Source organism: Microbulbifer mixtoriginis (SeqCode) (assembly GCF_052466765.1).
The window spans coordinates 3322058-3335528 of the sequence record NZ_CP174289.1 but is presented as its reverse complement, the minus strand read 5'-3'; the positions used below and the strand labels follow the sequence as shown (position 1 = coordinate 3335528).

General features: G+C 46.2%; 10 protein-coding genes. 5 read left to right on the top strand and 5 right to left on the bottom strand.

Translation table 11 applies throughout. The annotated features are described in order from the left end of the window. Positions 1 to 38: 38 nt before the first annotated feature. On the bottom strand, positions 39 to 884 hold the full coding sequence (locus tag ACJJIV_RS14585) for an alpha/beta hydrolase (protein WP_444889444.1): 846 nt from the start codon (positions 882 to 884) through the stop codon (positions 39 to 41). A gap of 220 nt (positions 885 to 1104) precedes the next feature. Here ACJJIV_RS14585 and ACJJIV_RS14580 point away from each other — a divergent pair, with 220 nt between their 5' ends. After that, entirely contained in the window at positions 1105 to 3273 is a 2169-nt protein-coding gene (locus ACJJIV_RS14580; RefSeq protein WP_444889443.1) for a winged helix-turn-helix domain-containing protein, read from the top strand. A gap of 218 nt (positions 3274 to 3491) precedes the next feature. On the opposite strand, the gene ACJJIV_RS14575 is transcribed toward ACJJIV_RS14580, so the two are convergent. Next, positions 3492 to 6314: an Ig-like domain-containing protein gene (locus ACJJIV_RS14575; protein ID WP_444889442.1), complete on the bottom strand. Its 2823-nt coding sequence runs from the start codon at positions 6312 to 6314 to the stop codon at positions 3492 to 3494. A 450-nt stretch (positions 6315 to 6764) separates the two neighbouring features. Here ACJJIV_RS14575 and ACJJIV_RS14570 point away from each other — a divergent pair, with 450 nt between their 5' ends. Then, complete coding sequence (locus ACJJIV_RS14570) at positions 6765 to 7583, top strand: hypothetical protein (protein WP_444889441.1); 819 nt, start codon at positions 6765 to 6767, stop codon at positions 7581 to 7583. A gap of 202 nt (positions 7584 to 7785) precedes the next feature. Here ACJJIV_RS14570 and ACJJIV_RS14565 read toward each other — a convergent pair whose 3' ends face one another. After that, on the bottom strand, positions 7786 to 8685 hold the full coding sequence (locus ACJJIV_RS14565) for a LysR family transcriptional regulator (protein ID WP_444889440.1): 900 nt from the start codon (positions 8683 to 8685) through the stop codon (positions 7786 to 7788). A gap of 142 nt (positions 8686 to 8827) precedes the next feature. Here ACJJIV_RS14565 and ACJJIV_RS14560 point away from each other — a divergent pair, with 142 nt between their 5' ends. Continuing rightward, a complete protein-coding gene (locus ACJJIV_RS14560) occupies positions 8828 to 10318 on the top strand; it encodes an aldehyde dehydrogenase family protein (protein ID WP_444889439.1) in 1491 nt (496 codons plus the stop codon). A gap of 36 nt (positions 10319 to 10354) precedes the next feature. Further along, the gene (locus tag ACJJIV_RS14555) at positions 10355 to 11479 is read left to right on the top strand and encodes an alkene reductase (RefSeq protein ID WP_444889438.1); all 1125 of its coding nucleotides are present in this window, start codon (positions 10355 to 10357) and stop codon (positions 11477 to 11479) included. A 184-nt stretch (positions 11480 to 11663) separates the two neighbouring features. On the opposite strand, the gene ACJJIV_RS14550 is transcribed toward ACJJIV_RS14555, so the two are convergent. Continuing rightward, a complete protein-coding gene (locus ACJJIV_RS14550) occupies positions 11664 to 12365 on the bottom strand; it encodes a cytochrome c biogenesis CcdA family protein (protein WP_444889437.1) in 702 nt (233 codons plus the stop codon). Next, positions 12358 to 12759, bottom strand: a complete 402-nt coding sequence (locus ACJJIV_RS14545; protein ID WP_444889436.1) for a thioredoxin domain-containing protein — start codon at positions 12757 to 12759, stop codon at positions 12358 to 12360. The genes ACJJIV_RS14550 and ACJJIV_RS14545 overlap by 8 nt, the downstream gene beginning before the upstream one ends. A 337-nt stretch (positions 12760 to 13096) precedes the next feature. On the opposite strand from ACJJIV_RS14545, the gene ACJJIV_RS14540 reads away from it, so the two are divergent. After that, positions 13097 to 13456, top strand: coding sequence for a hypothetical protein (locus ACJJIV_RS14540; RefSeq protein WP_444889435.1), 360 nt, complete (start codon positions 13097 to 13099; stop codon positions 13454 to 13456). Positions 13457 to 13471: the final 15 nt, after the last annotated feature.

The following is a 13471-nucleotide window of genomic DNA, read 5'->3' as shown; positions in this document are numbered from 1 at the left end:
TTTGAAGTTTTTATTAATATGACTCGATATGCTATCGATTAATTTTTCAGCTTCTCGGCAAGCCAATAGATACTGCGCACTGAAGTCTTCGGGAAAGCTGTAGTGTGATTCGCCGATTCGATAACCACCGGCTCCAGAGTTAAGTTAGCCAATTTTTGGTCCTTTAACTCCCTAACGAACCTCTCTACCGTAGCACCCAGCTCCTTCTCTAATTCTCCGTAAGCAATAAATACGTTTGTTCGCTTGGGTATATCGATCAAAGGTTTGTTAAGCTCTGATTCAAGACGAAAATCCATATAAGTGCCTATCAATCTTGATGGACTACCGATAATATAGTTTTGAAAAGTATCCGGTTGGCTTATTAAGGCGTAAACCCCAAAGAGCCCCCCGAATGAGTAACCGAAATAAGTGCGGTTATCTGGCTTCGCGCGGTAATTGCTTTCGATATACTTTATAACGTCATTTCTTATAAAGGCGAGATACTGATGGGCCTCACCTTTGTGTGATTTTTTATCCTTTTTATTAGAGAGAACTTCCGGTTTAAAGTCCCGATATCGACTCGACCATTCTTTTTCAGCACCTGTCATATCTTTCTGCCAACTAATACCCACCAAAATGGCATCTTCCAGTGCGTACTCTGTGGTGGCTGATAGTATTTCAACTGCCCATAAAGCATCTGTATAGTAAATAACCGGATGCTTTTTAGTATCACTCTCCTCGTATTTCTCAGGCAGCTTAATAAACAGCTCGTATTCCCTGTTATTGCTGGAGTCCTGAATAGGTATTACTTGGATTGTGGATAACTCCAGAGCTTTGTGCTCATTTGCTTCAAGGGCAGCCATAGGTAGCAACAGGAGAAAGGCGACAAGTAAACGCTTTTTCATATCAGTATTTATACCGTTACATGTGATCGGAGAAGCGCTCAATCTAAGCAAGAAGCCTGTGAAACACCTGAAGTGCTCCTGATTTTTCGATGACTTTCTACTGCTGGTATAAAGTGCTTGTTTATCAATAGGTTACAAGGCGCGCTTTAGATGTAATCAGGGTTTATGCTAGTATCGATAGCAAAAATGTAGCTCAAATTTTGCTCAGGTAGATACATCAATGGCTTCACAATATTGGGTGGGTGAGTTCTTTATTGATTTATCCAGAAACCAGATCACCCGACATGAGCAATCGCAAACGATCCCCCCAAAAGCTCTTGCCGTCTTAACCCACTTGGCAAAGCATCAGCGAAAGGTGGTGAGCCAGGATGAGCTACTGTCTAAGGTCTGGCCCGATACAATAGTCACACCGAATACGCTGCAAAGAAGTATTGCGCAACTTAGAAAAGCCTTTGGGGAGGATCGCAAGCAGCAGTCTTATATTAGAACCCATGCCAAACAGGGTTATAGCCTGGAATGTGATATTGTTTGGCAAGATGGTAGTTCTATTCTACAGGATAAGACAGCACCGGAAGAAGACGCCCCCTCTCCTACTCCCCCTGAGCCTGTAATAGATAAACAACCAAGCAATCCGAATTATCAAACCCAGCCAGTTAAACCAAATAGATTCCCAATATTTGCGCTTATCGGGATGGTATTGCTTGTATTTGTTGGATTTAATTACTCTTCACCCAAGCAAAACGCTCAGCTTATATTTGATCGATTACAGGCAGTAACGGCTACGGATCACAAAGAATTTGGCCCCTCATATTCGCCTGATGGTGAATATATTGTTTTTAATCGTTATTTAGATAAGCTCTGCGTTAACAAAATTTGGGCCAGGAATATTCATACCCAGAAGGAAACGGAGTTAACTCCAGAATGGGGTACTTATGGCCGCCATACACTATCACCAGATGGCAAGAAACTGGCATTTATTTCCGAAGAAGACTGCACCATACCGCTAACCCAGAATACCTGTTACAACCTGGTAAGCCTGGATTTCCAAGAGGCATTAGTAAGTCCGCAACAGCCAAGTGTATTAATGCGCTGTAAAAACTCGGCCATTAAGAATCCGGCATGGTTAAACAACAATGACCTCGCTATTTTGCATAAAGAGTCTGCTCGTTGGCGGTTAATCAAATATTCAGTGAGTGATAACAGCAGTCAGATACTTTATGACCTGGAAGAGGGAAACCTAGCTCACTTTGATTATTCAATCGATGACGATTTACTAGCCGTCACCAGCTATCATCAAGATGGCCAGCTTTATATCGATATGCTGGATTCTAAGGGGGCGCTTTTAACCAGCCATCCGATTGACTATCCAGATGAGATATCTGAACACAGAGCCATTTCCCCTAACTTTTCACCGAGAGAGGATGAGCTAATCTTTAGTACAGGGCGAAGACTCTTCTCTCTCACCTATGATGGCAAGGTCAGTAGAATTCAGTTACCTCTGGACCAGTCTGCCAGCTCTCCAGACTTTCATCCAGGTGGACATAGAGCACTGGTTATTAAAGGGCAATACGATAGTGATATTGCCTCGATACCGCTAAACCTGCCTGGGGCTAGCACCACACCTTCAGAAGAAGATGTCAGCACAATTTACCCGAGCACCACACGGTCGATTTCCGGGGAGGATGACGGCATTTTCCAACCCAATGGCAACTTGATTGCGTTTACCTCCAGGCGCTCTGGTGAAGACCAGGTGTGGGTGACTGATGGTAGTGATTTACGGCAGGTATCTCAGTTTCCAATCGATACCAATATCGACGGTATCCATTGGTCTACCGATGGAAAAAGTATTCTGGTAAATGCCAATAACAAGCTCAATAAAATTTTCTTGGATGGCCGTGTAGATGGCTTGCCCCTGAATGCGCCTGTTGATCAGCTCTTCCAGTGGGACAGTATCGATAATTCAGCGTTACTATCCTTGACGGTTAAAGGGATTACACAGTTTGCAGAAGTCGATTTAGATAGCCTTGAGACCAGGTTTATCAATGAAAAACCAGTTAGCTGGGCCCAAAGAGCTAAAGATGGCCGGTTGATCTATATGGACCATATGAACCGCTTCTGGCAGCCCGGCCCTGCTGAAGACCAACTAATTGAGAAGCTGGATGATCAAGGTAGCGAAAAGAGATTTGTTATCAAAGATAATGTGATTTACTCAATCAATCGAGACGACCAGCTGTGGTCATACAATCTCGACACCGATAACTTTTCCATTTTGGGGAACATGCATAGGGATATCGATTACTTGACCGATGTTAATCAAGAGAACCTGATGATTACCTATGTTGTTGCCGCTAAAAAGGAAGTGGCTGAGCTTTTTTTAAAAAATAGATAAGCCAAGAAAAAAGTTTAGGAGAATTTAGGCTACCCAATATTGAATACAGAGAAGTAATTAAATTATTTGGAAGCTTACAAAGTCGACATAGGCATACTGCCATCCCAGTAGAAATTACAGTATTGGTTGAGAACCACTTTATAGTCTCTGCGAAAAATTAAAATCCACATTTCAGGATAGAGAAATAGGGCCCCTTAGAGCAGGGACCCTGTTGCTCGTTATTTGGAAGCTAGTGCACGTTGGCCAGAACGTAAGTCGATAACAACGACTCCTCTGACACCAAACATACCATTGTCATAGGCAAAGATTCTGCGGCCATCTGCATCAATGGTCAGAGAGTCAAGACTTGCCACTGCAACACCACCACCTCGACAGTCGCTATCACACCCCTTACCGCTGGAGAGGGTTGATTGTGAAAACCCATCCAGGTCGATGGCTACCAGACTTCCACTTTCAGTACCTACCAGAAGACGGTTACCAGTTGGATCCAAGACAACGTCAGTAGGAATCTGGTCTGTGGTACCACCGTGCACTGGCGCAGCAATAATTTTCCTGTCGCCAGTAGCCAGATCCACCTGCCAGATGCCTCCGATATCACCGACTCGAGAATCGCTGACAAAGGCTCGGTTGTTAACGAGATCCAGTGCTAAGCCCTCGACGGAGTCAAAGAAGGGCGAGGAGCCAGTGTAGTTATCGGAGATAATTTCCCTGTCACCGCTGTCAAGGTCGACGCTCATCAGCCCTGAGGCCTGTAATAAAAGCATACGATTGTTAGTGGCATCCAACTCCATAGCCCCTACGAGACCGTAGAACTCAGGACCCTCACCTATATCTGAAGCAGAGACTACCTCGGGTTCACCGCTTTCTAGATCAATCTTGAGCAATCGATCGGAGTATTCATCGAATATATAGGCGTTGCGGCCTGACGCGCCGGAAACGATTGTAGACGCTACCACGCGCGGCGAGTCGTTCGGATCAAAGTAAGACACAATGGTACGGTTGCCGTTCTGCAAATCTATTTCCGCAGCTGCGTGATTACTTTGGGAGACCACCAATAACCGGTCGGTCGAACGACTATAGCTCACATCGTGCCATCTGTAGCTGGGTCCCGTCCCGACATGGTTGGAGGAAATTTCTGCACGATCACCAGTAATGGTGTCAACGGACATGAGCACCGGATCGATAAGAATTCCAGAAACCAGCAAACGATCGCTATCAGCCCCCCGGCCAATTGACCAAGGGTTTTCAAGTCGCAACCCTTTACCTTTAGTCCAACTAGTTACAACTGATCGATTACCAGTTGCAATATCCACTTGTAGAATATTCTGGGCGCTACCGTTGGCGACATAAATTTGATTACTATCAAAATCGACGATTAAATCCATTGGCTGGTAGACAGGTTCACCACTACCAATACCATTACCGCTTATTGTCGTTCTATCGCCGCTGGCAATATCTATCCTAAGAATAGAGTCGGTACTATCATCACCCACGTACAGCTGTCCATTCGCCTCATCTAATGCAACACCCTTCGGGTACACCATGTCGGCGCCAGTACCCGTCGGGGATGATGAGTTTGAGCTGGATATCACGGAGTAATCCCCGCTCGACAGATCAAATTTAATAATCTCTCCATAAGTTCCCGCTGCTCTTGTGGTGTAAGCTTCACCTCCAGAGCCCGTCAGGGTCAGTGAGGTGAGGTCTCCCGATACCCATTTGGTCAATTGCGTGCGGTCACCGCTGTCGCGTTGGACAGAGTAGATACTCCCGTTATCATCTAATACGATAAAGTAGTCATTGGCAGGATTGCTGCGTATTTCAGGGAAGTTTTGTTCCATATCGATCGGATCGAATGTCGGGCCTGAACCAACCGATGGCCCAGAAATCACTCGACGCGCACTGCCTACCTCAAATATCGTTCCTAAAAAGGCGTCGGCGAAATACCAGCCTCCGTAAAAGTTGTCATAAGACACACCGATTGGGTACGAGATTGACAGCTCGTTCTTGACGATGATTGATTCTTGAACCGTTTCACCAGTGACGAACTGGCTTGAGAGAGCGTAAGAATGTCTACCTTCACTAATTGGAGTATCAAGATACCAGGTTAAAGGAGAAGCTGTGTCCGTAGTCGGTGACTGTCCATCGAGAAGGATATTAACCAATTGCTCAGAGGCATTCTCACCACTTTCCAGGTTGAACACCCTGGCAGTAAGAGCGATGCTGGAAAGCTTCCCACCCATATTGGCACCGCCGGTCGGGAAAATGATGCGAGCCGAAGGTGTCGGTAGATTAGTTACAGCGATCTGCAACGAAAGCTGCTTCGCGAGCCCTTCACTATCGGCGGCACTGATGAACAGCTGATAATTGTTATCCTCGTCACTATCCGCAGGCGACTCAAAATCTGGGGCCGTGTTGAAACGCAGCTCTCCACTAGTTGAATCAATAGAAAACAACGCAACATCAGCACCACCGCTCAAAGAATAGGTAACCTCGTCCTTATCTGGGTCCTTAGCCGTAGCGGTGTAAAAAATACCGCTAACACCTTCTTTGACTGTGATCTCAGCTGCAGAAGAAAATTCTGGAGCGCCAGAATTAACATCAACAACGGTAATTACAATTTCCTGGGTTGATTGGCCGCCGTTACCATCGCTGGCCTCGACCGTTACCCGGTAGACGTTATCTCCATTTGAGTCGGCAGGATTTTCGAAATCCGGTGCAGAGCCAAAGCGTAACTGGTTTCCATTCTCGATTAAAAAACGGGACTGATCTTCACCACCGATAATACTGTAACTGATACTGTCTCCATCAGCGTCACTAGCCGATAGTGTGAGTAGAGCACCGGAACCATCTTCCCGGAAGGCTATTTCGCTTGCGGATAAGAACACGGGCGTACGATTGGATGGACTATTGGGGCTGCCACTGTTCGCACCACTATCGTTCGAACTAGCGTCGCTCGAACCGCTTCCACCACCTCCGCTACAGGCTGACAAAAAAATTAGTGGTAAAATTGTTGTCAATGTTTTTCCGAAAAACTGCTTCATATTCGGCTCCCTATTTAAAGGATCATTATAATTCTTATGATGCCTTGAATGCCAAAAGCGATGTAACCTCTAATCCTACTCCTCTTAGATGCTTTCGACGCATCAAGCCATTTAAGATTTATATTGCTGTAGTAATCTCGCGATCGGTAAGTTTCGTAAGCTGTACAGAAGTGCCACTTTATCTATCACAACGAACTCTTTACTGATTTCCGTTAGAAGGTGACGACACAGGTTTAGTGAATATAGGTTCCGCCACTAATTAAGTTATCCCTTAAGCTGTAGCCAGTTGGCATGATTGAATACCAGCTTTATCATGAGCACATTCCTATTGGATATCACCTTTACCCACTATGTACTGCTGAAAGCTCACCTCTGCATGGCAGCCCCTAGGAATTTACCATTTGGCGATAACCATTAGTTTTATAACCCTCGTACTATTAAGAAGTAACAATGAAGTGCATTCTGAAACTCCTCGTATTCACCATATTAATCTATTCTCAACTGACCTCTGCCGAGCTTTCGGAGAACAGCTTGATATCACAGGAAGATGCAAACTTCGCCCAAAATTATATTGGCAGATTTATGCAAAAGGATTCCGACTATGTGATAAGTCTTGTCGATCCAGAGCTGGCTGATGAACTCACACCTGAATTACTTGAAAAAATGCTCAGCCACCTTCCAGAGGGGAACCTGCTTTCCACTGAGCTAATTGGTTCAGAAGCACAAGCCACCAATGACACTTGGATTGGAAATTTCATCTTCGAGTATCACTTTGAAGGTGGCTGGGCCTTGGCAAATGCAGCAATTAAGCGATCGGAGGGAAAGACTACCATTATAGGGCTTAATGTTTATAAAACATTGGCATCACAAAAGGAATTGAACCGTTTTACCTTATCCGACAAATCCCATTTGCACTATTTAGTGCTGGCGATGACCATTATTTCCCCAATATTTATCCTTATAACGCTAGTAGTCTGTATTAGAACACCACTACAAAAGCGCAAATGGTTATGGATACTATTTATCCTATTTAGTGTCGGGGCAATCAAGCTTAACTGGACCACTGGGGCTTACCAAGTAAAACTCCTCAGTTTCCAGCTTTTTGGTGGCGGGGCGGTATCCGCAAGTGAGCATGCTCCATTAATTCTTACCGCAGGATTCCCATTAGGCGCCATAATTTTCTGGTTCAAACGTCGCAGTTTGATTGGCCAAAACAAAAAGACTGAACAAAATCAGCTGGAGCTTAAAGAATCAAATAATTCTGTTTGAGAGTGGCTATATAGAAAAGCGAGTAACGATTTATAACCAGTCCCACGCAAAATTGTAGAGAACTTTCTAGAGCCAACTGAGAGCTCAAGGCTTTTATCTACTACTACAGTGAGCAGCTCTTCATTCCGGAGAGCTGCTCCCTAAATCGAGAAATCGACACCTTATCCTGGAGTCGATAATTCCAGAATATTGCCACTTATTGTTAAACCTCACTTTTAAACAATCTCATAAGCTGATCAACTACCCACATATGGAGCTGGCTGTGATTAGATCGGCTATGCCATGCTGCAATGACTTCAAATTTTGGGGTTTGTGTATCCAAATTAAGAGGAATCACTTTCTTATTAGGCAGCAATCTTGAGGGGTAAAAAGCAATTGTGTCAGTGGCAGCAATAATATCTGGTGCGGCTGAAAAGCAAGGTACTGACATTACGATATTGCGCTTTAGTCCTTGCATAGCAAACCATTCATCGTGAGACCCTCTCAAGTTCGGGCGAGAAGGCGAAATAATCAATTGTGGAAGCTCGGCTACGTCAGCCAAAGTCAATGACCTGCCCTTTAGAGGAGATTTTTTTCCTGCAATACAAACATGTTGCTCTTCAAATAACAGTTTGTAAGGCAGGTCATCCGGGATGAAATCAGGGAAAGTGAGCGCTAGATCGATCTCGCCGGCAACCATTAATTGATTTAGGTTATCTGTTTCAAAATCCCTAACAATAACTTTAAGCTCTGGAGCAGATTTACGGACAACCTCTAGTAGTTGGGGTAGTACCGATTGAATCGCATAGTCTGTGGCGCTAATGCTAAAAACCCCCTTATAGGTTGCCGGGTCAAAAGCTATTGGGGTCAGCAGTGACTCTACATCCTTTAAAATGCTGCTGATCCTGCCGCCCAGTTGTTCGGCAATAGGAGTGGGCACCATGCCGTTGCCTTGCCTAATGAACAGACGGTCATCAAATACTTCCCTCAACTTACGCAGCTGTTCACTGATTGCTTGCTGAGTTAACCCTACCTTTTCCGCTACCCGCGATAGGTTTCTCTCTTGCAGTAGCGCTTCCAATATACGTAGCTGTTTCAGGTCTAACCGACTTATACCATTCATATTTGTAACCAGGACAAAGAGTAGTTGTTTCTAATTGTATCTTTGCCTATCTATTATTCCCACCATCGTAAGGCACAGCCACATCTGGCTGGGGCTATTTAATAGCCCAAGTAGTTACTCTTCTAATTATCTGGAGATAGATATGAGCCGACCCACTAAGCGCTTTGCTCCTCAGGAATCTTATAAATTATTTATTGGTGGTGAATGGGTTAATAGCAACTCAGGGCGTACGATAGACAGCCTCAATCCTGCTACAGGCGAATTACTGACTCGCATACCGCTGGCCGATTCAAGTGATGTCGATGCTGCTGTCATTGCGGCAGAAAAGGCGTTCCCCACCTGGAAACTTACCTCCGCTATTGAACGACAGGATGCACTGCTCAAAATTGCAGACATGCTTGCAGAAAAGAAAGCATTTTTTGCCCACCTTGAGGCATTGGAAACCGGTAAGCCAATTCGCGAAACTTCAAATATTGATATCCCACTGGCCATAGACCACTTTCGCTACTTTGCAGGGGTTATCCGCTCTCACAGCGACGAAGCGGTGATGATTGATGATCAAACCATGAGCTTGGTATTCAGCGAGCCAATGGGTGTAGTCGGTCAGGTAATCCCATGGAACTACCCTCTGCTGATGGCCGCCTGGAAGATTGCACCCGCTATCGCAACCGGTAACACCGTAGTGATTAAGCCATCCGAGATGACTTCATCCACCCTGCTGGAGCTGACCAAGATTTTCAAGGAAGTATTACCAGATGGTGTGGTGAACGTTGTCACCGGCGTAGGCCCAGAAGCGGGCCAGGCTTTACTGGATCACCCTAAAGTCGCGAAGCTGGCCTTCACCGGGTCTACCGGCATCGGCTATAACGTGGCCAAAGCTGCGGCTGATAAATTGGTACCAGCTACATTGGAGCTGGGTGGCAAGTCAGCCAATATCGTATTCCCCGACACAAACTGGGAAAAAGCACTGGAGGGCGGAGCCCTGTCTATCCTGCTGAACCAGGGACAAGTCTGTGAGTCTGGTGCCCGTCTTTTTGTGCACGAAGATATTGTTGAGCGTTTTACCACTGAATTAAAAGCCAAGTTTGAATCTGTAAATGTCGGCGATCCGATGGACCCTAATACACAGATGGGAAGCCAGATCAGTGAAGCGCAAATGAACCGTATTCTTGGCTACATAGATATTGCCAAAGAAGAAGGTGCGAAGATCCTTACCGGCGGTAAGCGGCTACAAAAACCGGGATTGGAAAAGGGTTTTTACATTGAACCTACAATAATTACCCATGCCGACAACGCTATGAAAGTCGCACAGGAAGAAATCTTTGGCCCTGTGGTGGTAGTGATTCCTTTCTCCTCTGAGGAGGAAGTTATAGCGATGGCCAACCAATCCGATTACGGCTTGGCAGGTGCTGTATGGACCCAGGATATCAACCGTGCACTGCGCGTTGCACGAGCGGTAGAAACTGGCCGCATGTGGGTGAATACCTACCACGAACTCCCTGCCCATGCACCGTTCGGCGGTTACAAGAAATCAGGTATCGGGCGTGAAACCCATAAATCGATGATTGATGCCTACACCCAAAAGAAGAATATCTTTATCAGCCTTAATGAAAAGCCCTACGGTCTTTTTTAAACCTCACTGCAATAAGCTTTTAGCAGGAAAGTAGTTATGAAAAACGAAGCACTGTTCAGTGAAATCAACCTGGGCCCTTACACCCTGAAAAACCGTATTGTTCTGCCGCCGCTTACCCGCTCGCGTAGTTCACAGCCCGGTAACATCGCTAATGACTTAATGGCCAACTACTACGCTCAGCGTGCCGGTGCGGGCTTTATGGTCACCGAGGGCACGCAAATCGAACCCAGGGGGCAGGGCTACGCCTGGACCCCCGGAATTTATTCACAGGACCAGGTCGAAGGCTGGAAAAAAGTGACCAAAGCCGTACACGATCAAGGCGGTATTATTTTTGCCCAGCTTTGGCATGTGGGGCGTGTATCCCACACATCACTACAACCGGGTGGAGGGGCTCCCGTTGCGCCATCTGCAATCCGAGCAGATGCGGTAAAGGTATTTATTGAGACAGGGCCAGGGCAAGGTGCTTTGGCTGAACCCAGTGAGCCTCGTGCACTGACAACAGAAGAAGTTAAAGAACTGGTGCAGCTCTATGCCCAGGCAGCACGCAATGCTTTGGAAGCAGGCTTCGACGGTGTTGAGCTGCATTGTGCCAATGGTTATCTTGTAAACCAGTTTATTTCTGAGCATACCAACCAACGCGATGACGAGTATGGCGGTAGCCTGGAGAACCGACTGCGTTTCCTCAAAGAGATTGTTGCAGCGGTATCAGCAGAGGTAGGTAATGATCGTCTCGGCGTTCGATTTGCTCCGCTGTTTGAAAGTACCGATGAGGACCGTGTTTATCTTGGCCTGGTGGAGAGTGACCCACACACAACCTATATCGAAGCTATCAAACTATTGAACGAGGCGGGAATTGCTTACCTATCTTTAGCAGAAGCGGATTGGGATAATGCACCGGATTTACCTGAGAATTTCTACCAGGAAGTACGAGATATCTTTGGCGGGCGCATCATGTATGCCGGCAAGTATTCCCCAGAGAAGGCTTTGCGGGTGCTGCAGGCGGGTAACGGAGATATCTTTGGTTTTGGCCGCCCTTTCATTGCCAATCCGGACCTTCCCACACGTATTCGCAATGATTGGCCTCTTAATAAGGTTGACCCGGAAACCATGTATGGCGGTACCGATGAAGGCTATACCGATTACCCTTCTTACCAGCCATAATTTTTAACAGTTCCTTAACAGGACATAAAAAAAGCCCCAGTAATTGAAGATTATTGGGGCTTTAAACTTACTCGTAAAACTTATTGAATTATTGAGGTAATTTTCAGTGTTTTTCCAGACACTAAAATAACTATTAATCCCTTTGGACACCTCGACTAAATAGTGATTTACTTCGAGATGATTATTAAAAACTAAAAGTCCACTCGGGCATCCAGTTCAAAGCCCAGGTTTCCAGGACTTTATCAACGCCACTCAACACCATAATCCCAAGCAACAAAAGTATGGCACCAAGTGCTACTTTGCCACCAACAGCAAAAGCGCCAACTGATGGTGATAAGCGGCTATAAATTTTCCGTGATAGCCCGCCTGCCACCAGTAGCGCAGCGCCGGTACCAAGCCCAAAAGAAAACATCACCATAAATGACTGGCCTAGTTGCTGGCCCATGGAAGCAAGCGCGATTGCTGCACCTAGCGTGGGACCTACGCAGGGCAACCAGATAATTCCTGTGAGAAAGCCGATACCAAACTGTCCGGCCCAGGCGCCATCACCAGTAATGCTCGCCCCTGCGGTAACTTTCGACAAACGCAGAGTCACCCAGTCGGAAAGGGGTTTGATCAGCAGAATAAGGGCAACGGCCACAAGCAGGATTGCAGCAATATAGCGAAATAGCTCTGGGTCCAGCCCTAAAGAAACCAACAGGAAACTGAGTACAGTTCCAGCCAGGGCAAATGACAAGCTGAGCCCTACGGCGAGCGCATAAGGTCCCCAGCGCCCAGCACTGCTGGAGGCGCCAACCACCATTGGCACCAGCGGCCAAACACAGGGGGAGAGAATACTAAGTGTGCCCGCAATCAAGGCCAGGGGGATGGCGCTGACTTCAAGCATTTTCGCCGCAGGCCTTAACTGAGTTAAAGATATTCTGGCGAATAACATCAGCGCGTGTTTCAGCAACACTGAACCATACCTGCTTGTCCCCACGATAGAGCAGCAGGGTTGATTGCCTGGGCGCACGGAAATGCTTTACCCACTCTTTTTGCTTGTCGAAATTCACATTAAGGATTGTGAGGCCACACTGGGGGTTATCTTTCTGGAACTGCGCAAGAATTATGCCCTGCTTCTTGCAGGTAGGGCACCAGTCTGCCCGTACATCAATCAATACGGGTTGCTTGGCAGCTTGCAGCTCTTTGAAGCGCTCTTCGGAGAAGGGATCTCCCGCTGATGCGAAAGGCATAGAGAACAGTAAGATAGCTAAGAACAGGGTGCGGTGAAATACTTTCATGCTAATGATATCCCAAGTGAAGAGTTGAAAATTTCAATAAATAGGCAAGTTTGGCTGCTTACCTAGATTTGTCGTACTAGCTAGTAAATTTCTTACACTCGGTAGCTTTAAATATAAGCAACCTCACCTGTTCCGGAAAATCTGAGAACTGTGACAAATCTCAGGCTTCACTTATTGACTGGCTGTTCTTAACCATCTGTTGGGCCTATCTACCCACTAAGTCACTTGATTGCTGATAATATCCCTATAAGATCCCGCGGGTAATTTTTGCGACCGTAACAAGCATGTCTCAAAGCTCTACGTCAGTATTCAATGTCAAATGGATTCAGATCGAAAAATGAACAAACTTTTTGCCCTTATAGCCATTACTCTTGCCACCGCTTCCTGCATGCAACTCGAAGTCAAACCGGGCCGTGTTATTGGCGATACCGTGGATGCGGGCAAAGAGGCTTATCAAAGTATTCAACGCAGCCGCCGCGGTGAGGAAGAGAGAGGTTTCTCCCACAAAACCAGTTACGATTCTGCCATTTCTAATGCCGCCAATATTGCAGGCTGCAAGGAAGAGCTAATGGAGGTGGTTAGTGTTTCAGACCTCGTTTTATCCCAAGTGATTTCTGAGTCTTCTGAAGTGCTGGTTAAGGATGGTGATAAAACCATTTACTGCGCAATGCGAGCCGTGGTTCGCCCTAAAGCTTGAACACTGCAGAAAACA

What these genes read in the sequence shown, in the direction of transcription:
- ACJJIV_RS14565 (WP_444889440.1), bottom strand. Translation starts at nt 8,685, where the DNA reads ATGAATGGTATAAGTCGGTTAGACCTGAAACAGCTACGTATATTGGAA.
- ACJJIV_RS14555 (WP_444889438.1), top strand. Translation starts at nt 10,355, where the DNA reads ATGAAAAACGAAGCACTGTTCAGTGAAATCAACCTGGGCCCTTACACC.
- ACJJIV_RS14580 (WP_444889443.1), top strand. Translation starts at nt 1,105, where the DNA reads ATGGCTTCACAATATTGGGTGGGTGAGTTCTTTATTGATTTATCCAGA.
- ACJJIV_RS14550 (WP_444889437.1), bottom strand. Translation starts at nt 12,365, where the DNA reads ATGCTTGAAGTCAGCGCCATCCCCCTGGCCTTGATTGCGGGCACACTT.
- ACJJIV_RS14570 (WP_444889441.1), top strand. Translation starts at nt 6,765, where the DNA reads ATGAAGTGCATTCTGAAACTCCTCGTATTCACCATATTAATCTATTCT.
- ACJJIV_RS14540 (WP_444889435.1), top strand. Translation starts at nt 13,097, where the DNA reads ATGAACAAACTTTTTGCCCTTATAGCCATTACTCTTGCCACCGCTTCC.
- ACJJIV_RS14545 (WP_444889436.1), bottom strand. Translation starts at nt 12,759, where the DNA reads ATGAAAGTATTTCACCGCACCCTGTTCTTAGCTATCTTACTGTTCTCT.
- ACJJIV_RS14560 (WP_444889439.1), top strand. Translation starts at nt 8,828, where the DNA reads ATGAGCCGACCCACTAAGCGCTTTGCTCCTCAGGAATCTTATAAATTA.
- ACJJIV_RS14585 (WP_444889444.1), bottom strand. Translation starts at nt 884, where the DNA reads ATGAAAAAGCGTTTACTTGTCGCCTTTCTCCTGTTGCTACCTATGGCT.
- ACJJIV_RS14575 (WP_444889442.1), bottom strand. Translation starts at nt 6,314, where the DNA reads ATGAAGCAGTTTTTCGGAAAAACATTGACAACAATTTTACCACTAATT.